The sequence below is a fragment of the Mizugakiibacter sediminis genome (assembly GCF_000953855.2).
In the GTDB taxonomy this organism is placed as follows: domain Bacteria; phylum Pseudomonadota; class Gammaproteobacteria; order Xanthomonadales; family Rhodanobacteraceae; genus Mizugakiibacter; species Mizugakiibacter sediminis.
Genome location: NZ_DF970243.1, coordinates 21,921 through 40,936 on the forward strand (window position 1 = coordinate 21,921; position 19,016 = coordinate 40,936).

Genomic DNA, 19,016 nt, shown 5'->3' on the forward strand with positions numbered 1-19,016 from the left:
CGGATGATGTCAGCATCGGGCCGGGCTGTCAGCCCTGCGGGCGCGTACGGGCGGCGGGGCGGGAAAAACGCGCCGCGGCGCGCGGCTCAGCATTCGATCACGTTGACCGCGAGGCCGCCGCGCGAGGTTTCCTTGTACTTGTCCTTCATGTCGTTGCCGGTGTCGCGCATGGTCTTGATCACCTTGTCCAGCGACACGCGGTGCTTGCCGTCGCCGCGCAGCGCCATGCGGCTGGCGTTGATCGCCTTGACCGCGCCCATGGCGTTGCGTTCGATGCAGGGGATCTGCACCAGGCCGCCGATCGGATCGCAGGTCAGGCCGAGGTTGTGCTCCATGCCGATCTCGGCGGCGTTCTCCACCTGGCCCATCGAGCCGCCCAGCGCGGCGGTCAGGCCGCCGGCGGCCATCGAGCAGGCGACGCCGACCTCGCCCTGGCAGCCGACCTCGGCGCCGGAGATCGAGGCGTTCTCCTTGTAGAGGATGCCGATCGCGGCGGCGGTCAGCAGGAAGTCGACGATGCCGTTCTCGTTCGAGCCCGGGCAGAAGCGGTCGTAGTAGTGCAGCACCGCCGGCACGATGCCGGCTGCGCCGTTGGTCGGCGCGGTCACCACGCGCCCGCCGGCGGCGTTCTCCTCGTTGACCGCCAGCGCGTACAGGTTCACCCAGTCGAGGATGGTCAGCGGATCCTTCAGCGCCGCCTCGGGGCGGCTGGTCAGCTCGGCCGCCATCATCGGCGCGCGGCGCTGCACCTTCAGCCCGCCCGGCAATGTGCCCGGCGAGCGCAGGCCGCGCGCCACGCAGTCCTGCATGGCGCGCCAGATGGCGAGCAGGCCGGCGCGAATCTCCGCCTCGCCGCGCCATGCCTTCTCGTTCTCCAGCATCACCTGCGCGATGGTCAGGCGTTCCTCCGCGCAGATGCGCAGCAGCTCGTCGCCGCTGGCGAACGGATAGCGCTGCGGCGTGGTGTCGGCGACGATGCGGTCCTCCGCCGCCTCGTCGGGGTTGACCACGAAGCCGCCGCCGACCGAGTAGTAGTCGCGCGTCGCCAGCAGCGCCTCGCCCTCGCCGTGGGCGAAGAAACGCATGCCGTTGGAGTGATAGGGCAGCTTCTGCCGCTTGTTGAAGACGAGGTCGTACTTTTCGTCGAAGGCGATCTCGTGCTTGCCGAGCAGGCGGATGCGGCCGCTCGCACGGATACGTTCGAGGCGCGCGGGGATGGCGTCGGGATCGACGCGGTCCGGCCATTCGCCCTCGAAGCCGAGCAGCACCGCCTTGTCGGTGCCGTGGCCGCGGCCGGTCATCGCCAGCGAGCCGAACAGCTCGCAGCGCACGCGCCGCACCTGCCCCAGCACGCCCTTTTCCTCCAGCCAGTGGCTGGCGAAGCGCGCGGCGGCGCGCATCGGCCCGACCGTGTGCGAGGAGGACGGTCCGATGCCGATCTTGAACAGGTCGAAGACGCTGACGGCCATGGCGGGAAGGTGAGGGCAAGGGTTCGGGTATTCTACGCGGCGGGCATGGGGAAACGCAGGAGATCGGCAGTGGGGAGTGGGAAGAGCATCGCAGCGATGTCGCGCAGTACCCGCCATTGCATCCTTCCTCTTCTCCACGCCCTACGCCCCACCCCCCACTCCCGGCCGCCATGCCCCTGATCCTCTACCAGCGCGACCACTGCAAGCTCTGCGACCAGGCGCTGGCCGTGCTGGCCGCCGCGCGCGTGCCCGAATTCACCAGCGTGTGGATCGACGGCGACGAGGCGCTGGAGGCGCGCTACGGCACGCGCGTGCCGGTGCTGCGCGACGACGCCCGCGGCCGCGAGCTGGACTGGCCGTTCGACGCCGCCGCGGCGGCCGATTTCGCCGCCGGCTGACGCAGGTCAACGGCGCGGCCGCGGGCGCCGCCTAGACTGCGGCCGACTGCGGACGCCGGCGCCATGGCCCATCCCTCGCTCTATCCCTGTTTCCTCGGCCCTTACGGCGAGAACGACGTCCTGTTCGAGCAGGTGCTGGTCGAACTGCTGCGCGACCACGTGTACTGGCGGCGCAACTTCCACCCCGAGGACCCGCCGGCGATCCCCACCGCCGCCGCCCAGCAGCCCGAGTACCAGGCGTTCAGCGCGCGCATGCGCCGCGAGCTGCACGCGCTGTCGGCGTCGCTGAAGCGCTCGGTGCCGTTCCACAGCCCGCGCTATATCGGCCACATGGCCTCCGACCTGCTGCTGCCGGGTCTGCTGGCGTGGATGGCGACGCTGCCGTACAACCCCAACAACGTGGCCGGCGACGCCGCGCCGGTGACGCTGGACATGGAGATCAGCGTCGGCCTGCAGCTCGCGCGCATGCTCGGCTATCCCGACGACGAGCGCCGCGCCGACTGTGCCTTCGGCTGCCTGACTTCCGGCGGCAGCTCGGCGAACTACCAGGCGCTGCGTCTGGCGCTGGCGCTGAAGGCGTACGCGCCGGCGTTGCGCGAGGCGCTGACCGCACTCGGCGAGGATCTGCGCGTGCCGGCCCTGCCGGACGGTCTGCGCCGCTGCAACGACTGGACGCTGGGCAACCTCGGCACCGCCGGCGTGATCGCGCTGCAGCAGGCGTGGGCCGCGCGCCTCGCCGCGGCGGCGCCGGCCGAGCGCGGACGCCTCACCGCCGCGCTGCAGGCCGAGCGCATCGAGACGCTGGGCAGCGTCGAGTACTTCCGCCGCCATCCGGCGCTGGCCTCGCCGTGGGTGGTGGTGCCGGTCACCGCGCATTACTCCTGGCCGAAGGCGATGAAGCTGCTCGGCCTCGGCACCGCGCAGCTGAAGCGCGTGCCGGAACAGCGCATGCGCATGGACGCCGACGCGCTGGACGCGCTGCTCGAACAGGCCGCCGCGCGCCGCCAGCCGGTGCTGGCCGTGGTCGGCGTGCTCGGCACCACCGAGTTCGGCACGCTCGATCCGATCGACCGCATCGTCGCCGCGCGCGAGCGCATGGCCGCGGCCGGGCTCGGCTTCGGCGTGCACGTCGACGCCGCCTGGGGCGGCTACCTGGCGACGCTGTTCCGCGCCCCCGACGGCAGCCTGCTGCCACACGCCGCGGTGCGCGAGGGCTTCCGCTACTTTCCCACCCGCCCGGTGTACGACGCCTTCGCCGCCCTGGCGCAGACCGACAGCATCACCGTCGATCCGCACAAGCTCGGTTACCTGCCGTACGGCGCCGGCGCGTTCGTCTGCCGCGACCACCGCGCGATGGCGCTCTTGGCGGAGGACGCCGACTACGTGTTCGAGCGCGGCGCGGCCGCGGACTACCGCGCCACCTTCCGCGCGCTCGGTCGCTACACGCTGGAGGGTTCGAAATCCGGCGCCGCGGCGGCCGCCGCCCACGTCGCCCACCGCGTGCTGCCGCTGGACCGCGAGCACTTCGGCCGCATCCCGCGCGAGACCGTGCAGGAAGCCGAGCGCTTCCACGACCGCCTCGCCGGCTTCGCCGCGGCGCTGGCCGACGTCGCCACCGTGCGCGTGCCGTTCGAGCCGGACAGCAACCTGGTGTGCCTGGCGATCAACCCGCGCGGCAACCACTCGCTGCGCGCGATGAACCGTTTCGTCGGCCGGCTCTACGACGCGCTGCGCATCGACGCGCAGCAGCCGCTGCAGGCGAAGGCGTTCTTCGGCTCGATCACCACCCTGCGCCCGGAGGCGCTCGGCCCCGCCGACACCGCGCGCGTGCTCGCCGAACTGGCCCTCGATCCGGCCACGCTGGCCGAGGCGCCGCGCGAGGAAGCCGGCGAGGACGACCGCATCGTGATCCTGCGCCACACCCTGATGAACCCGTTCCTGCACGACACCGAGAACGGCATCGACTATCCCGCGCAGTACCTGACGTATCTGGAGATGCTGGTGCGCCGCCTGCTGGCCGCGTCGCCGGCACAGGCGGTGGCGTAGGCGCGCGCAGCGCGCTCGCCACGATCGCAGGCGGAATCCGCTGCGCGGATTCCGCCGCCGCGCGACCGCGGCGACGCAGGGCGGGTCGAGCCTCGTCAGCGGCTCCGCCGCCGGCCGGCGCCCGCACCGTGCGATGAAGAGCGGCGGTCCTGCTCAGCCGCCCGCCGGCGTCAGCGCGAGATGCGCTTTCACCGTCACCGCGTTGGCGATCACCGAGGTGTCGGCCCAGTCGCCGCCGCCGACGCCGAAGTCGAGGCGCCGCAGCGACGCGCCGACGTCGAGCGCGGCGCCGGCGGCGGCCGGCGTGAACTTCACGGTCAGCGTCAGCGGCCGGCTGACGCCGCGCAGCGTCAGGATGCCGTCCGCCAGCACCGTGCCGTCGGCGGCCCTGCGGAATCCCGTGCTGACGAAACGCGCGCGGGGAAACTTCGCCACGTCGAAGAAATCGGCGCCGGGCAGCATCTGGTCGCGCTCGGCGTTCTGCGTGTCGGCGCTGGCGAGGTCGACGCTGACGTCGAACTTCGCGTGCGCCAGGTCGGCGGGGTCGTAGGCGATCTTCGCGCCGAAGCGCTCGAAACGGCCGTCGAAGGCCTCGCCCTGGTAGGTGGCGGTGAAGCCGAGCGTGCTGCGCGTCATGTCGACGTTCCATTCGCGCGCGGCGGCGGGCAGGGCGAAGGCGAGGGCGGCCAGCAGCGGGACGAGGCGTTTCATCGAGCGGAGTCTCCGGAAGGGACGGGCCGCCGGCGCGTGCGCCATGGCAGCATGCGCGCCAGCACGGCGTCGCGGTCGACGTAGTGGTGCTTCAGCGCGGCGCCGACGTGCGCCGCCAGCACCGCGACCAGGATCCAGAACAGGGTTTCGTGCGCCGCGCGCGCGAACGCCTTCAGCGCCGGGTCGGCGCCGCCGGTCAGGCTGGGCACGTGCACCAGACCGAACCAGCTGAGCGGGAAATTGGCGGCGGAATTGAACAGCCAGCCGCTCAACGGGATGGCGAGGATCAGCACGTACAGCGCCGCGTGCACCGCGCGCGCGGCCAGCGCCTGCCGGCGCGGCATCGCCGGCGGATCGGCGGGACGGCGGTCGGCGGCGCGCCAGGCGAGGCGCAGCAGCGCCAGCGCCAGCACGGTCAGGCCGATCGACTTGTGCAGCGCGTACACCTTCACCTTGGCCACGGTGGGCGCCATCGCCACCATCGCCAGCCCGATCGCGCCCTGCGCCACGATCAGCAGCGCGACCGTCCAGTGGAAGAACTGCGCCAGCGCGCCCCAGCGCGCGTCACTGCTGCGTAGCGGCATGGGTGGCCTCGTACTGCCGATAGAGCTCGGGGGCGCGGCTGTCCAGGATGGCCTCGATCTCGAGGCGCACCTGCACGTCCGCGCCGATCGACTTGGCGAACGCGGTCATGCCGAAGTCGCGGCGCGCCAGCGTGACCGCGCCGGAGAAGCCGGCGATGGTGTGCAGGCCGAAGGCGGTGATGCCGACGCGGTTGACCGTGAACGGAATCGTCACCTCGCGGCTGGCGCCGCGCAGGGTCAGCGTGCCGTGCAGCACGCCGTGGTCGTCGTCGCGGCGCTGCACCGACACGCTCTCGAAATGCGCCAGCGGCGCGCGCTTGGCGTCGAGGAAATCGCGGCCGCGCACCGCCTTCTCCCACCCGGCATCGCCCATGTCCACGGAGGCGAGGTCGATATCGGCGACGACCCGCGAGCGGCTCCAGTCGTCGCGGTCGAAATGCAGCCAGCCGGCGGCGACGCGCAGGCGACCGCACGGCGTGGAGAAGCCGTCGTGGTCGACGCAGAAGATCACCTGGCTGTGCACGGGATCGATGCGGTAGTCCTGCGGCGGCGCGGCGCGCGCGGCGGCGGCGGCCAGCAGCGGCAGGGCGAACCACGGGAACCGGCGCATGGGGGTGTTCACGGCAGGGAAGGTTACGCGATTGTGGCGGCGCCGTCGGCAGCGCGGCATGAACGCTGCGTGCAGAAATTCGCGCCGGCGGCAGCGGACTTCACGATTTGGCATGATGGCGGGTGCCGCGCGATGCCCGCCGCGCGCGGGGCGGCCTGCGGCGGGACGCGCGAGAGCGCCGCATCCGCGCCGCCGGGCCGCGGCGGCGTCGCCGGGGGTTCGACAGGGGGAGGGAATCCGCATGTTGCAGGCTCTGCTGCTGGGCGCCGCGCTGGCCGCGGCGCCCGCGCCCGCGCCGTTGCCGACGCCGTTGTTCCGCCACTACGGCGTGGACGACGGCCTGCCGTCCAGCGCCGTCTACATGACCGTGCAGGACCGCGAGGGCTTCCTGTGGATCGGCACGCGCGACGGCCTGGCGCGCTACGACGGCGTCGGCTTCGAGGTGTTCCGCCACGACGACCGCGATCCCGGCAGCCTGCCGGCCAACGACATCTCCACGCTGTTCGTCGACCGCGACGGCGGCGTGTGGGCGGGCGGCGAGGGCACCGGCCTCAACCGCTACGACGCGAAGACGCAGCGCTTCGAGCACTGGCGCCACGATCCGAAGGATCCCGCCAGCCTCGCCGGCGACGACGTGTGGGCGCTGGCGCAGACGCCGGACGGCGCGCTGTGGGTCGGCCTGTACGCGGCGGGGCTCGACCGCCTTGCGCCCGACGCCAAGGGGTTCATCCATCTGCGCCACGACGATGCCGATCCCGCCAGCCTGGTGTCCGACACGGTGATGTCGCTGCAGGTCGACGCGAAGGGACGCCTGTGGATCGGCACCGACGCCGGCCTCGACCTGCGCGAGCCGGACGGCCGCCTGCGTCACGTCGTCTTCCCCGGCGTCGACGGCCCGTTGCGCATCTGGCGCACCGAGGAGCGCGGCGACGCCGTGCTGGCGGCGACCAACGCGGGCGTGTTCGCGGTCGACGGCGATGCGGTGGCGCGGCGCCTGGCCGTGGACGGTCTCGACGCGCACGGCGTCTACGCCACCGCCCACGACGCGCGCGGCGCGCTGTGGCTGGCCACCGCGAACGGCCTCGACTACATCGACGCCGACGGCCGCTACCGCCACATCGCCGCCGTGCCCGGCCTGGCCGGCGCGCTGCCCGGCGCGGTGCAGATGCACGTGCTGTGCGACCGCGAGGGCGGGCTGTGGTTCTCCTCGCAGGACGGCGGCCTGGCCTACCTGCCGCCGCGCTGGCAGGCGTTCGGCTACTACCGCCACTTGCCGGACCATCCCGAGAGCCTCAGCCCGGGGCGCATCCCCAGCCTGGCGCCGGCGCGCGACGGCCGCCTGCTGGTCGGCGGCCAGACGGGCAGCGTGGACCGGCTCGATCCGGCGACGGGCAAGGTCGAGCATGTCGCCTTCGTCCCGCCCGGGCTGCCATCGACGCGCCAGGTCGAGGCGCTGGCCGAGGACGCCGCCGGCCGGCTCTGGATCGGCCAGCAGGGGCTCGCCGTCGCCGACGCCGGCCGCGTGCGCGCGGTGCAGGGCCTGCCGGCGAACGTGCGCGTGCAATTGCTGGCGATCGCCGCGGACGGCAGCGTCTACGCCTCGCTGAGCGGCGCCGGCGTCTATCGCGTGGATGCGGCGACGCTGCATGCCGAGGCGGTGGCCGGCAGCAACGACACGCCCGACGCGGGGCAGACCGAGCAGATGCGCTTCGACGTGCGCGGCGCCCTGTGGCGCGCCACCGGCGCCGGCATGGACCGCCTGTCGGCGGGCGCGACGCGCTTCGCGCCGGTGCCGGGCATCGCGCCGGGGCACGTGTTCGGCTTCGCGTTCGCCGACGACGGCACGCTGTGGCTGGCGCGCGCGGACGCGCTGGAGCACTACCGTCTCGACGGCGACCGCGCGCTGCGCATCGGCGGCGCCGGCGCCGCCGAAGGCTGGGCGGCCGGGCGCGTGTCCGGCCTCGCCGTCGACGCGCGCGGGCGCGTCTGGGCGGGCACGCTGCGCGAGCTGCTGCGCTACGATCCGGACCGCCGTCGCCTCGACGGCTTCGGCACCCGCGACGGCCTGCTCAGCCAGGAAATCGTGCCGCGCGCGCTGCTGCGCGTCGGCGACGTGCTCTATGCGGGCACCCCGCGCGGCGTGATAGCCATCCATGCCGAGGTCGCGCCGCCCGCGGCGCCGGCGCCGCTGCTGGCGCTGACCGCGATCAGCGTGCGCCGCGACGGCCGCGCGGTGCCGCTGCAGCCGCGCGGCGGGCGCGTCGATCTGCGCTGGTCGGACCGCGGGTTGCGCATCGAGGCGCGTGCGCTGTCCTACGTCGACCCGCAGCGCAACCGTTACCAGTTCCGCGTCGACGGCTTCGACGCCGACTGGGTCGACGCGGGCAGCCGCGGCGTGCGCGAGCTGGCGGGCCTCGGCGCCGGCGACTACCGCGTCGAAGTGCGCGCCCGCACCGGCGACGGCGCCTGGGGCATGCTGGCCGCGCCGCTCTCCGTGCGCGTGTCGGCGCCGCCGTGGAACACGCCGTGGGCATGGGCGGCCTACGCGCTGGCCGCGGCGCTGCTGACGCTGCTGGCCGCCGCGGCGTGGCGGCGGCGCGTCGAACAGCGCCATCGCGTCGCGCTGGCCGAACAGCAGCGGCGCCTGGCCGAGGAGGCCAGCGCGGCGAAGACGCGCTTCCTCGCCACCATGGGCCACGAGATCCGCACGCCGATGACCGGCGTGCTCGGCATGGCCGAGCTGCTGCTGCGCACGCCGCTGGCCGAGCGTCAGCGCGAATACGCCGAGGCGATCCAGCGCTCCGGCACGCTGCTGCTGAAGTTGGTCAACGACGCGCTGGACCTGGCGCGCATCGAGGCCGGACGCTTCGAACTCGAATCCGCGCCGCTCGATCCCGCCGCGCTGCTGCGCGAAGTGGCCGAGCTGGAAACCGGCATGGCGGCGCGCAAGGGACTGGCGCTGCGCGTCGAGATCGCGGCGGACGCGCCGCGCGCGCTGCGCGGCGATGCGCTGCGCATCCAGCAGGTGTTGCTGAACCTGGCCAGCAATGCCATCAAGTTCACCGAGCGCGGCGAAGTGCGCCTCGCGCTGGCGCGCGCCGCCGACGGCAGCGCGCAGTTCAGCGTGACCGACACCGGCCCCGGCATTCCCGAGGCCAGCCGCGAGCGCCTGTTCCAGCGCTTCGAGCAGGACGAAGCCGGCGAGGGCCGCCGCCAGGGCGGCAGCGGCCTCGGCCTGGCGATCTGCCGCGAGCTGGTCGCGCTGATGGGCGGGCGCATCGAGGTGGCATCGGCGCCGGGGCAGGGCAGCACGTTCCGCGTCTGCCTGCCGCTGCCGGAATGCGCGCCGCCCGGCGATGCCGCGCGCGGCGCGTCGCCGGCCGCGCCCGCGCCGGGCGCGCTGCGCGTGCTGCTGGTCGAGGACGACGCCACCGTGGCGCAGGTGATCGCCGGCCTGCTGGAAGCGCAGGGCCACGCGGTGCGCCACGCGCCGCACGGCCTCGCCGCGCTGTCCGAACTCGACACCGCCGGCTGCGACGCGATGCTGCTCGACCTCGACCTGCCCGGCGTCGACGGCTTCCAGCTCGCGCGCATGATCCGCGCGCGCGAACGCGGCGGCGCGCGCCTGCCGATCGTCGCCATCACCGCGCGTTCCGGCGGCGACGAGGAGGCGCAGGCGCTGGCGGCCGGCATGGATCGCTTCCTGCGCAAGCCGCTGACCGGCGCGCAGCTGGCGGAAGCGCTGCACGAAGTGACGGACGCGAAGCGCAGGGAGCGGAACGCGTAAGGCGGAGCGGGTCGTCGGCTGCGCGCACGAGGAGGCGCTACGGCAAGGCCCGCCGCGCACACAGGGTTCCGGCTTGCACGGTCGCGTGCCGTCCCCGCTCACGCCCCTGCGCGCCTGCTCCTACATGTCGTGCTTGGCGACCGCGAAGCCGCGGCGCCTGTACTCGCTCCAGCGCGCGCGCGAGCCTTCGCGCTCGGCGGGATCGGCGGCGACCACTTCCAGCACGCGCTCGTAGCGGCCGGGCGCGCAGGCGTCGCGCAGGTTGATCACCAGCGGACGGTCGGGGGTGTCGAAGCCCGGCGGCACGATCAGCACGGCGGTGTCGGCATCGTCCTCGTCGCCGGCGATCTGGTGCGGGATGAAGGCATCCTCGTCGAACGCCCACAGCAGCTCGTCCAGCGCCTCGGCCTGCTCCAGCGAGCGCGCCAGGATCAGCGTCGGCTGCTGCGCCGCCAGCGCCTTCTTCGCCAGCTCGCAGACCAGCCGCAACGGCTCGGCGGCGAAGCGCGGTTTGGCGATCAGGTAGAAGTCGGCGCGCATGGAAGCAGGGAGCAGGGCCCGGGGCGCAGGGAGCAGCGTGCAGAAAAGCGTGCGTTAGCCATTTCCCCGGCTCCCCGAGCCCCTGCCCCCTCTCTCCTCATTCAACCGCATCGATCGATCAGGAACTGCGCCAGCATCGGCACCGGGCGGCCGGTGGCGAGGCCCTTGCGGCCGTCTTCCCAGGCGGTGCCGGCGATGTCGAGGTGCGCCCAGCGCTGGCCTTCGACGAAGCGGGCGAGGAAGCAGCCGGCGGTGATCGCGCCGGCGTTCTTGCCGCCGATGTTGGCGACGTCGGCGAAGCCGGACTCGAGCTGGACCTGGTAGTCGTCCCACAGCGGCAGGCGCCAGCCGCGGTCGAGCGCGTGCTCGCCGGCGGCGAGCAGCTGCTCGGCGAGGTCGTCGTGCTTGCTCATCAGGCCGGTGGCGTGCTTGCCCAGCGCGACCACGCAGGCGCCGGTCAGCGTCGCCGCGTCGACGATCGCCTGCGGCTGGAAGCGCTGCACGTAGCTCAGCGCGTCGCACAGGATCAGGCGGCCCTCGGCGTCGGTGTTGAGCACCTCGACGGTGATGCCGGACATGGTGGTGACGACGTCGCTGGGGCGATAAGCGTTGCCGTCCGGCATGTTCTCCACCGCCGGCACCACGCACACCAGGTTCAGCGGCAGCTTCATCTCGACGGCGGCGAGGAACGCGCCCATCACGCCGGCGGCGCCGCACATGTCGAACTTCATCTCCTCCATGCCGGCGCCCGGCTTCAGGCTGAGGCCGCCGCTGTCGAAGGTGATGCCCTTGCCGACCAGCGCGTAGGGCTTCTCGTCGCCGCGCCCGCCCTTCCACTGCAGCACGACCAGCTTGGGCGGATTGGCCGAGCCGCGCGCGACGCCGAGCAGCGCGCCCATGCCGAGCTTCTCCATGTCCTCGCGCTCGAGCACTTCCAGGGTGACGCCGGCGTGCGTATCGGCGATCCGCTTCGCCTCGGCGGCGACGTAGGCGGGATTGCAGATGTTCGGCGGCAGGTTGCCCAGCTCGCGCGCGAACTTGACGCCGGCGGCGATCGCCGCGGCCTGCGCCAGGCCGGCGCGGGCGTCCTCGCCGGCGACGAAGGCGACGCCTTCGAGGCCGTCGCGCGCGTTGCCGTTCGCCTTCGGCTTCAGCGTCGCGGTGTACTTGTAGGCCGCGTGGTCGGCGGCGAGCGCGGCGGTGCGCACGCGCCAGGCGCCGTCCTTGCCGGGCACGTCGAGCTCGGTCAGCCACGAGGTGGCGTGCTTGACCGGCATGCCTTTCAGCGCGCGCGCGGCCTCCAGGCTGATCTTCTGGAAGCGCGCGGCGTCGAAGCTCTTCTGGTCGCCGAGGCCGACCACCAGCACGCGCGGCGCCTTCACGCTGGGCAGGCCGAACAGGGTCAGGATGCTGCCGGCCTTGGCGGTCAGGTCGCCGCTCTCGATCAGGCGCTTCAGCGCGCCCTGCGCCGCGCCGTCGATGCGCGCGGCGGCGCTGGACAGCACGCCGTGCTCGTAGACGCCGACCACCGCGCAGGCGGTGTCGGCAAGCTCGGGGGGTACGGAAGCGAGGCTGAACTGCAGCGTCATGGGCATTTCCGGGGTTGGGTCCGGGCGCGGCGGACCGGCTAGACTTGGCGCTTCGCCGCGCGAAGCGCGCGGCCGGAACGCCCAGTCTACCGCATGCTGCGCATCCTCGACCGCTACCTGCTGCGCGAACTCGCCTTCGGCATCCTCGCCGTCGGCGCCGTGCTGCTGCTGATCACCGTCGGCGGCACGTTCGCCGACGTGCTCGGCAAGGTCGCGGCCGGGCGCTATCCGGCCAGCATCATGTTCCCGGTGCTCGGCCTGCGCATGGTCGACACGCTGACCTTCGTGGTGCCGCTGGCGGTGTTCCTCGGCGTGCTGCTGTCGCTGGGGCGCATCTGGCGCGACAGCGAGATGCACGTGCTGGCCTCGTCCGGTTTCGGGCCGCGCGGGCTGTTGCGTCCGATCGGCCTGCTGGCGCTGCCGCTGGCGCTGGCGATCGCGCTGGTGTCGCTGTGGCTGGGGCCGTGGTCGGTGCGCGCCGCCAACGCGCTGATCGACGAAGCCAACCGCTCGGTGGTCGCCGCCGGCCTCGAGCCCGGACGTTTCGTCGAGCTGCCGGGCAAGGGCGGCATCATCTTCGTCGACTCGATGAGCAGCGACGGCACGAAGCTCGGCAGGCTGTTCGTGGAGAACGAGCGCGTCGGCAACGACGGCGCCCAACGCATCGACATCGTCACCGCGAAACGCGGCGAGCTCTACTACGAGAGCCAGGGCGGCAACCGCTTCCTCGCGCTGTTCGACGGCCATCGTTTCGAGGGTCGCCTCGACCGCGACGACTGGCGCCTGATGCGCTACGTCCGCAACGATCTCGCGCTGTCGCAGGATCAGGAGGACGTCAACGGCGACGACCCCGACCACGCGCTGCCCACGCCGGCGCTGTGGCGGCAGGACGACCCCGGTGCGCGCGCCGAGCTGGCCTGGCGCATCGGCGCGCCGTTCACCGGCCTGATGCTGCTGGCGCTGGCGCTGCCGCTGGCGCGGCAGTCGCCGCGCGAACCGCGCTATGGGCGCCTGCTGCTCGGCGTCCTCTGCTACTTCATCTACTCCAACACGCTGCTGCTGGCGCGCGCGGGCATCGTCAAGGGGCAGCTGAGCGCGGCGGTCGGCCTGTGGCCGGCGCACTTCGCCGTGCTGGCGGCCGCCGCCTGGATGTTCTGGCGCCAGTACGCGCCGCGCCGCGTGCGGGAGACCGCCTGATGCAGCTCGCCCTGCCGCGCCTCAAGCAGGCCGACCGCCTGATCGCGACCAGCGTGCTGGGCGCGCTGCTGCTCACCTGGGTGCTGCTGGTCGGCTTCGACAGTTTCACCCAGCTGGCGCGGCAGCTCGGCAACATCGGCAAGAACGGCTACACGCTGTCGCAGGCGATCGGCTACATCGCGCTGACCGTCCCGCGCCGCCTCTACGAGATGTTCGCCAACGCCGCGCTGATCGGCGGCCTGCTCGGCCTGGGCGGCCTCGCCGCCAGCGGCGAGCTGACCGCGCTGCGCGCCGCCGGCATGTCCAAGCTGCGCATCGCCGCCGCCGGCGTCGGCACCGTCGCCGTGCTGACCGTCGCCGTGGCGGTGCTGGGCGAGACCGTGGCCCCGGCCGGCCAGCAGCGCGCCGACGCGATCCAGATGCAGGTGAAGGCGGCGAACCTCGGCGCCTCGACGCGCAGCGGGCTGTGGGCGCGCGACAACGGCAGCATCGTCAACGCCAAGGCCGCGCTGGCGCACCGCGAGCACGGCCGCACGCGGGTCGAGCTGGCGGACGTGCGCATCTACGGCTTCGACGCCGACGGCAACCTGACCCGGCTGACGCACGCGCGGCGCGCCAAGCACGACGGCGGCGGCTGGACGCTGTACGACGCGCGCACCACGGTGTTCCGCGCGGCCGCCTCTGCGCAGAGCACGCAGTCGGCGCGGCTGCGCTGGGATTCCAGCCTCGACCCGCGCGTGCTCGAGCTGTCGATCGCGCATCCGGAATACCTTGCCGTGCGCGATCTGCGCCGCAACATCCGCTATCTCGAGAACAACGGCCAGAACGCCGGCGCCTACGCCAATGCGCTGTGGGGGCGCCTGCTGTACCCGCTGAACGTGCTGGTGCTGGTGATGTGCGCGCTGCCGTTCGCCTTCGGCACGCTGCGCTCGGGCGGCCTCGGCAAGCGCGTGTTCCTCGGCCTGCTGCTGACCGTGGTGTGGTTCTTCCTGCAGAAGGCGCTGGTCAGCATGGGCGCGGTGTACGACGCGCCGCCGTTGCTGGCCAACCTGGCGCCGGCGCTGGTGCTGGTGGCGGCGGCGACGCTGTACTTCCGCAAGTTCGGCTGATGCTGCGCGCGTTGCGACGTCCTCGACCGCGTCAGCGCCGCAGTTCGAGCTCCGTGCCGGAGAGGAGGTCGTGCAGCGCGCGGCGGCGGCGGTCGAAGGGCGCGGCGGCGAGGTCGAGCGCCCACGCCAGCGCCATCGCCGCCAATACCTGGCGCACGTCCAGCACGCGGCCCAGCGCCAGCAGCAGCAGCGGCGCGGCCGCCGCGGCGAAGCGCAGCAGGGCGCGCGCCGGGCGCGGCGCGCCGCCGGCCGCGACGACGCGCAGCCGCCACGGCCGCATGCCCAGCGTCTGTCCGCCGCGCGTCCACGACAGCACGAAGTAGGCGGCGACCGCGGCGAGCTGCAGCGCCGGATACCACCACGGCGCGTCGATGTGGCCGCCCTGCGTCGCGATCAGCGCGCCGCGCGTGGCGATCTGGCAGAGCAGGCCGATCACCATCACCAGCGCCAGCACGGCCACCAGGTCGTAGACCAGCGCGGCGAGGCGGCGCCACAGCGGCGCGGGAACGGAGGCGGCGGGAGCGTTCATCGGCGTTTCGGCGGGCTTGCGTCGCGGACGGCGGACGCGCCAGCATCGCCGGCGATGGACACGCACGCAAGCATCGACGCCGCCGATCAGGCCGACATCGACCTGTTCCTCGAGCGCGTCTGGTCGGAGGAAGGCCTGGCCGACCTCACCCTGGCCGCCTACCGCAGCGACCTCGAAGGTTTCGCGCGCTGGCAGGCCGCGCACCGGCGCACGCTGCGCGAGGCCCGCCGCGAGGACATCTTCCGCTACCTCGGCGAGCGCGGCGCGGCGCGGATCAAGGCGCGCAGCAACGCGCGCCTGCTCACCGCGCTGCGCCGCTACTACGCGCACCGCGCGCGCGTGCAGCCGGGCGCCGACAATCCCACCCTGCTGCTGGAGCCGCCCAAGCTGCCGCGCGGCCTGCCCAAGGCGCTGGCCGAGCGCGAGGTCGAGGCGCTGCTGCGGGCGCCGGACGACGCCACCCCGCTCGGCCTGCGCGACCGCACCATGTTCGAGCTGATGTACGCCTCCGGGCTGCGCGTCAGCGAGCTGGTCGGCCTGCCGCTGGCGGCGCTGAACCTGCGCCAGGGCGTGCTGCGCGTCGCCGGCAAGGGCGGCAAGGAACGCCTGGTGCCGGTCGGCGAGGTGGCGCAGGACTGGCTGCAGCGCTATCTCGCCGAGGCGCGCCCCGTGCTGGCACGCGGCCGCCAGCCGGCGGCGCTGTTCCTGTCGAACCGCGGCGAAGGCATGACCCGGCAGATGGCCTGGACGCTGGTGAAGAAGCACGCGCTGGCGGTCGGCATCGATCCGAAGCGCATCTCGCCGCACGTGCTGCGGCATTCCTTCGCCACCCACCTGCTGAACCACGGCGCCGACCTGCGCGCGCTGCAGATGCTGCTCGGGCACAGCTCGCTGTCGACCACGCAGATCTACACGCTGGTCGCCAAGGAAGGCCTGAAGCGCCTGCACGCGCAGCACCACCCGCGCGGCTGATCAGGCGGCCAGGCGCGCGCGCAGCAGCGGTTTCGCCAGCGCCAGCGCGGCCAGCAGCACGACGCCGGCGGCGAGCGCGCCGGCCAGCCCGACCGGCGGCGGCAGCGCGAAGTGGAACAGCGCGCGCGCCGGCGCCCATGCCAGGGTCAGCGCGAGCAGCGCGGCGGCCGCGCCCAGCACCCACCACAGCGCGCGGTTGGGGCGCAGCAGCGCCGTCGCCAGCGTGCCGTCGAACGAGCGGTTGCCGAGGATCAGCGCGACGTTGCAGGCGACCAGCGCGACGAAGGCCAGCGCGCGCACCTGGCTGGCGTCGAGGTCGGCGCGCAGCGCGGCGGCGTACACCGCGCCGACCAGCAGCAGCGCCAATGCGCCCTGCAGCAGGCTCCAGGCGATCAGCGCGGCGGAGAACAGCGGCGCGTCCGGCGCGCGCGGCGGGCGGCGCATGGCGTCGCGCTCCTCGCGCTCGGCCTCGAATACGATCGAGCACACCGGGTCGATCACCATCTCCAGGAAGGCGATGTGCACCGGCGCCAGCACCAGCGGCGTGCCGGCCAGCAGCGGCAGCAGCGCCAGGCCGGCGATCGGCACGTGCACGGCGAGGATGTAGCCCATCGCCTTGCGCAGGTTGTCGTAGATGCGCCGGCCCAGCCGCACGGTGCGCACGATCGAGCCGAAATCGTCGTCCAGCAGCACCAGGTCGGCGGCCTCGCGCGCGACGTCGGTGCCGCGCAGGCCCATCGCCACGCCGATGTGCGCGGCCTTCAGCGCCGGCGCGTCGTTGACGCCGTCGCCGGTCATCGCCACCACCTCGCCGTTCGCCTTCAGCGCCTCGACGATGCGCAGCTTCTGCTCCGGCATGATGCGCGCGAACACGCCGCACTCGCGGATGCGCGCCACCAGCTCGAAGTCCTCCATTCGCTCCAACTCGTCGCCGGTGATGGTGTGCGTGGCGTCGATGCCGGCCTCGGCGGCGATCGCGCGCGCGGTGGCCGGATAGTCGCCGGTGATCATGGCGACGCGGATGCCGGCGGCGCGGCATTCGCGCACCGCCGCGGCCGCGCCCGGGCGCAGCGGATCGGCGAGGCCGACCAGGCCGACGAACTCGAAATCGAAATCGTGCTGCGACGGCGGCCACTCGGCGCCGCGGTGCAGCGCGCGCGCCACGCCCAGCACGCGCATGCCGCGCCGCGCCATCGCCTCGGCGTCGCGCAGCGCGGCGGCGCCGGCGTTGGCGTCGAGGTGGCAGAGGTCGACGATCGCCTCCGGCGCGCCCTTGGCGGCGACCACGTAGGTTTCGTCGTCCTCGGCGCGCCAGGCCTGGGTCATCGCCAGCAGGCCGGCGTCCAGCGCGTATTCGCGCTCCAGCCGCCATTCGCCGTGCAGGTGCTCGGTGCCGGCCAGGCGTTCGCCGCCGAGCGCGTGCACGGCGCGCTCCATCGGGTCGAACGGATCGGGCGCGCTGGCCAGGATCGCGTACTCGACCAGCGGGTGGAACGTCTCCGGCAGGTCGCCGTCGTCGAGCGGGGTGGGGCGGAATACCTCGCCGTTCATGCACAGCTCGGCGATGCGCATGCGGTTCTGCGTCAACGTGCCGGTCTTGTCCGCGCACAGCACGGTGGCCGCGCCCAGCGTCTCGATGGTGGCGGCGCGCCGGGTCAGCACGCGTGCCTTCGAGATGCGCCACGCGCCCATCACCATGAACACGCTCAGCACCAGCGGGAATTCCTCCGGCAGCATCGACATGCCGAGCGCGATGCCGGCGAGCAGCGCGTTCATCCAGCCGTCGCGCAGCAGGCCGTACAGCAGCACGGCCAGCGCGCTCAGCGTGACGCCGGCGAGACCGAACGCGCGCACCACCTGCCGCGTCTGCAGGCTGAGCCGCGTCGGCTCGTGCGTGATGCGGCCGAGCGCCGCGCCGATGCGGCCGATCTCGCTGCGCGGCCCGGTGGCGGTGACGCAGGCCAGGCCGCGGCCGCGCACCACCAGCGTGCCGGAATAGACGAACGGCAGGTCGTCGCCGCCGGGGCGCGCGGCGGCCGGCTCGGCGTCGGCGCCGCGCTTGCGCACCGGCGCGGACTCGCCGGTCAGCAGCGATTCGTCGCAGGACAGCTCGTGCGCTTCCAGCACGCGCGCGTCGGCGGGCACGCGGTCGCCCTCGGTCAGCACCAGCAGGTCGCCGCGCACGACCTCGCGGCCGGCGATGCGCAGGCGCCGGCCGTCGCGCACCACCAGCGCGCGCGGGCTGGTCAGGTCGCGCAGCGCCTCCAGCACGCGCTCGCTGCGGTGTTCCTGCACGATGGCGATGCCGACCGACAGGCAGGCGAACACCAGCAGCATCGCCGCCTCGCCGCGGTCGCCGAGGACGAGGTAGAGCAGGCCGGCGGCGAGCAGCAGGCCGAACATCGGCTCGCGCACCACGTCCAGCACGATGCGCGCCAGCGAGCGGCGGCCGTCGCGCGGCAGCTCGTTGGGGCCTTCGGCATGCAGCCGCCGGGCCGCTTCGCGGTCGGAAAGGCCGGTCAGGGGAGCCGTGGCCTCGTCGTTCATGCGATGTTCCTGCGGCGGATGGTCGCATGGCCGCCGCGCGCGCGTGCCGGCGACGACGGGTGCGGCGGCTTGCGAACGGCGCACGGCCGGCCGCCAGCCGGCTCGGTTACACTCCGCCCGTCGCCTGCCCCGGGCCCGCCGGCCGGGGCGATCCCACGAGGTCGTTCCATGCCGAAGTTCCTCCTTGCCGCCGCCGCGCTTCTGGCCGCTGCCGCCGCCGCCGCCGACGACGCTCCCGCCGCCCGCACGCCCGAGCAGATCGTCGCCGAGGCGATCCACGCGATCGCGCCGAAAGTGAAGATCAGCGCGGTCGAGCAGGCCGGTCTGCCCGGGTTCTATCAGGTCGTCGCCGACGGACGTGTGATCTACGTCAGTACCGACGGCCGCTACCTGATCGAGGGCGACGTCTACGACCTGAAGACCCGCACCAGCATCTCCGAGGCGCGCACGGCGATGATGGTGAAGGCCGCGCTGGACGCCGTGCCAGCCTCCAAGCGCGTGATCTTCGCGCCGCCGGACCCGAAGTACCGCGTGGTCGTGTTCACCGACCCGGACTGCCCGTTCTGCCGCAAACTGCACTCGCACATCCAGGATTTCATGAAGGCCGGCATCGCCGTGGAGTATCTGGCCTTCCCGCGCAGCGGCCTGTACACGCCGTCCTACGACAAGGCGGTGTCGGTCTGGTGCGCCAAGGATCCGCGCGACGCCCTGACCCGCGCCATGGCCGGCGAGAAGATCCCGGCGCTGACCTGCGACAACCCGGTGGCCGAGGAGTACACGCTCGGCGCCAGGATCGACCTGCCGGGCACGCCGACCGTGTTCAGCCCCGACGGCCACATCCTCGGCGGCTACATGACGGCCGAGGAGCTGCTGAAGAAGCTGCAGCGCCCCGACGCCGCGCCGGCCAAGGCCGGCGGCTGAGCCGGCG

The 19,016-nt window shown here is 73.5% G+C and carries 15 protein-coding genes; 7 read left to right on the top strand and 8 right to left on the bottom strand.

Features of this window, described 5'->3' with window-relative positions; all coding sequences use genetic code 11:
- Positions 1–86: 86 nt before the first annotated feature.
- Positions 87–1,469, bottom strand: coding sequence for an L-serine ammonia-lyase (locus tag MBSD_RS12660; protein ID WP_062537666.1), 1,383 nt, complete (start codon positions 1,467–1,469; stop codon positions 87–89).
- A gap of 170 nt (positions 1,470–1,639) precedes the next feature.
- Here MBSD_RS12660 and MBSD_RS12665 point away from each other — a divergent pair, with 170 nt between their 5' ends.
- On the top strand, positions 1,640–1,867 hold the full coding sequence (locus MBSD_RS12665) for a glutaredoxin family protein (protein WP_062537667.1): 228 nt from the start codon (positions 1,640–1,642) through the stop codon (positions 1,865–1,867).
- A 63-nt stretch (positions 1,868–1,930) separates the two neighbouring features.
- Positions 1,931–3,913 carry a pyridoxal phosphate-dependent decarboxylase family protein gene (locus MBSD_RS12670; protein WP_062537668.1) on the top strand — a complete coding sequence of 661 codons (1,983 nt, stop codon included), beginning with the start codon at positions 1,931–1,933 and terminating at the stop codon, positions 3,911–3,913.
- Positions 3,914–4,066: 153 nt separating this feature from the next.
- Here the strand turns inward: MBSD_RS12670 and MBSD_RS12675 are convergent, their stop codons facing one another.
- From MBSD_RS12675 to MBSD_RS12685, 3 genes are read right to left on the bottom strand one after another with little or no spacing between them, the layout of a single operon-like run.
- Positions 4,067–4,624 carry a YceI family protein gene (locus tag MBSD_RS12675; protein ID WP_062537669.1) on the bottom strand — a complete coding sequence of 186 codons (558 nt, stop codon included), beginning with the start codon at positions 4,622–4,624 and terminating at the stop codon, positions 4,067–4,069.
- A complete protein-coding gene (locus tag MBSD_RS12680) occupies positions 4,621–5,208 on the bottom strand; it encodes a cytochrome b (RefSeq protein WP_062537670.1) in 588 nt (195 codons plus the stop codon). Before MBSD_RS12680 ends, MBSD_RS12675 begins: the two co-directional genes overlap by 4 nt.
- Entirely contained in the window at positions 5,189–5,830 is a 642-nt protein-coding gene (locus tag MBSD_RS12685; protein WP_237071807.1) for a YceI family protein, read from the bottom strand. Before MBSD_RS12685 ends, MBSD_RS12680 begins: the two co-directional genes overlap by 20 nt.
- Positions 5,831–6,059: 229 nt before the next feature.
- On the opposite strand from MBSD_RS12685, the gene MBSD_RS12690 reads away from it, so the two are divergent.
- Positions 6,060–9,605 carry a hybrid sensor histidine kinase/response regulator gene (locus MBSD_RS12690; RefSeq protein WP_062537672.1) on the top strand — a complete coding sequence of 1,182 codons (3,546 nt, stop codon included), beginning with the start codon at positions 6,060–6,062 and terminating at the stop codon, positions 9,603–9,605.
- Between the two features lie 120 nt (positions 9,606–9,725).
- On the opposite strand, the gene MBSD_RS12695 is transcribed toward MBSD_RS12690, so the two are convergent.
- On the bottom strand, positions 9,726–10,145 hold the full coding sequence (locus tag MBSD_RS12695) for a DNA polymerase III subunit chi (protein WP_062537673.1): 420 nt from the start codon (positions 10,143–10,145) through the stop codon (positions 9,726–9,728).
- Positions 10,146–10,246: 101 nt separating this feature from the next.
- Complete coding sequence (locus MBSD_RS12700) at positions 10,247–11,734, bottom strand: leucyl aminopeptidase (protein ID WP_062537674.1); 1,488 nt, start codon at positions 11,732–11,734, stop codon at positions 10,247–10,249.
- Positions 11,735–11,827: 93 nt separating this feature from the next.
- Between MBSD_RS12700 and lptF the strand changes: the two genes are divergently transcribed.
- Positions 11,828–12,931: an LPS export ABC transporter permease LptF gene (gene lptF / locus MBSD_RS12705; protein WP_062537675.1), complete on the top strand. Its 1,104-nt coding sequence runs from the start codon at positions 11,828–11,830 to the stop codon at positions 12,929–12,931.
- A complete protein-coding gene (lptG, locus tag MBSD_RS12710; RefSeq protein ID WP_062537676.1) occupies positions 12,931–14,040 on the top strand; it encodes an LPS export ABC transporter permease LptG in 1,110 nt (369 codons plus the stop codon). Before lptF ends, lptG begins: the two co-directional genes overlap by 1 nt.
- Before the next feature lie 31 nt (positions 14,041–14,071).
- Here lptG and MBSD_RS12715 read toward each other — a convergent pair whose 3' ends face one another.
- Complete coding sequence (locus MBSD_RS12715; RefSeq protein WP_062537677.1) at positions 14,072–14,569, bottom strand: RDD family protein; 498 nt, start codon at positions 14,567–14,569, stop codon at positions 14,072–14,074.
- Between the two features lie 54 nt (positions 14,570–14,623).
- Between MBSD_RS12715 and xerD the strand changes: the two genes are divergently transcribed.
- On the top strand, positions 14,624–15,541 hold the full coding sequence (gene xerD / locus MBSD_RS12720; RefSeq protein ID WP_062537678.1) for a site-specific tyrosine recombinase XerD: 918 nt from the start codon (positions 14,624–14,626) through the stop codon (positions 15,539–15,541).
- On the opposite strand, the gene MBSD_RS12725 is transcribed toward xerD, so the two are convergent.
- Positions 15,542–18,088, bottom strand: a complete 2,547-nt coding sequence (locus MBSD_RS12725) for a cation-translocating P-type ATPase (protein ID WP_062537679.1) — start codon at positions 18,086–18,088, stop codon at positions 15,542–15,544.
- Positions 18,089–18,256: 168 nt separating this feature from the next.
- On the opposite strand from MBSD_RS12725, the gene MBSD_RS12730 reads away from it, so the two are divergent.
- A complete protein-coding gene (locus MBSD_RS12730) occupies positions 18,257–19,009 on the top strand; it encodes a DsbC family protein (protein WP_062537680.1) in 753 nt (250 codons plus the stop codon).
- Positions 19,010–19,016 lie beyond the last annotated feature (7 nt).

Excerpts from the sequence above, each read along its gene's own strand:
- MBSD_RS12730 (WP_062537680.1), top strand. The coding sequence starts at position 18,257 with ATGCCGAAGTTCCTCCTTGCCGCCGCCGCGCTTCTGGCCGCTGCCGCC.
- MBSD_RS12675 (WP_062537669.1), bottom strand. The coding sequence starts at position 4,624 with ATGAAACGCCTCGTCCCGCTGCTGGCCGCCCTCGCCTTCGCCCTGCCC.
- MBSD_RS12665 (WP_062537667.1), top strand. The coding sequence starts at position 1,640 with ATGCCCCTGATCCTCTACCAGCGCGACCACTGCAAGCTCTGCGACCAG.
- MBSD_RS12715 (WP_062537677.1), bottom strand. The coding sequence starts at position 14,569 with ATGAACGCTCCCGCCGCCTCCGTTCCCGCGCCGCTGTGGCGCCGCCTC.
- MBSD_RS12700 (WP_062537674.1), bottom strand. The coding sequence starts at position 11,734 with ATGACGCTGCAGTTCAGCCTCGCTTCCGTACCCCCCGAGCTTGCCGAC.
- MBSD_RS12695 (WP_062537673.1), bottom strand. The coding sequence starts at position 10,145 with ATGCGCGCCGACTTCTACCTGATCGCCAAACCGCGCTTCGCCGCCGAG.
- lptG (WP_062537676.1), top strand. The coding sequence starts at position 12,931 with ATGCAGCTCGCCCTGCCGCGCCTCAAGCAGGCCGACCGCCTGATCGCG.
- MBSD_RS12660 (WP_062537666.1), bottom strand. The coding sequence starts at position 1,469 with ATGGCCGTCAGCGTCTTCGACCTGTTCAAGATCGGCATCGGACCGTCC.
- xerD (WP_062537678.1), top strand. The coding sequence starts at position 14,624 with ATGGACACGCACGCAAGCATCGACGCCGCCGATCAGGCCGACATCGAC.
- lptF (WP_062537675.1), top strand. The coding sequence starts at position 11,828 with ATGCTGCGCATCCTCGACCGCTACCTGCTGCGCGAACTCGCCTTCGGC.
- MBSD_RS12690 (WP_062537672.1), top strand. The coding sequence starts at position 6,060 with ATGTTGCAGGCTCTGCTGCTGGGCGCCGCGCTGGCCGCGGCGCCCGCG.
- MBSD_RS12680 (WP_062537670.1), bottom strand. The coding sequence starts at position 5,208 with ATGCCGCTACGCAGCAGTGACGCGCGCTGGGGCGCGCTGGCGCAGTTC.
- MBSD_RS12725 (WP_062537679.1), bottom strand. The coding sequence starts at position 18,088 with ATGAACGACGAGGCCACGGCTCCCCTGACCGGCCTTTCCGACCGCGAA.
- MBSD_RS12670 (WP_062537668.1), top strand. The coding sequence starts at position 1,931 with ATGGCCCATCCCTCGCTCTATCCCTGTTTCCTCGGCCCTTACGGCGAG.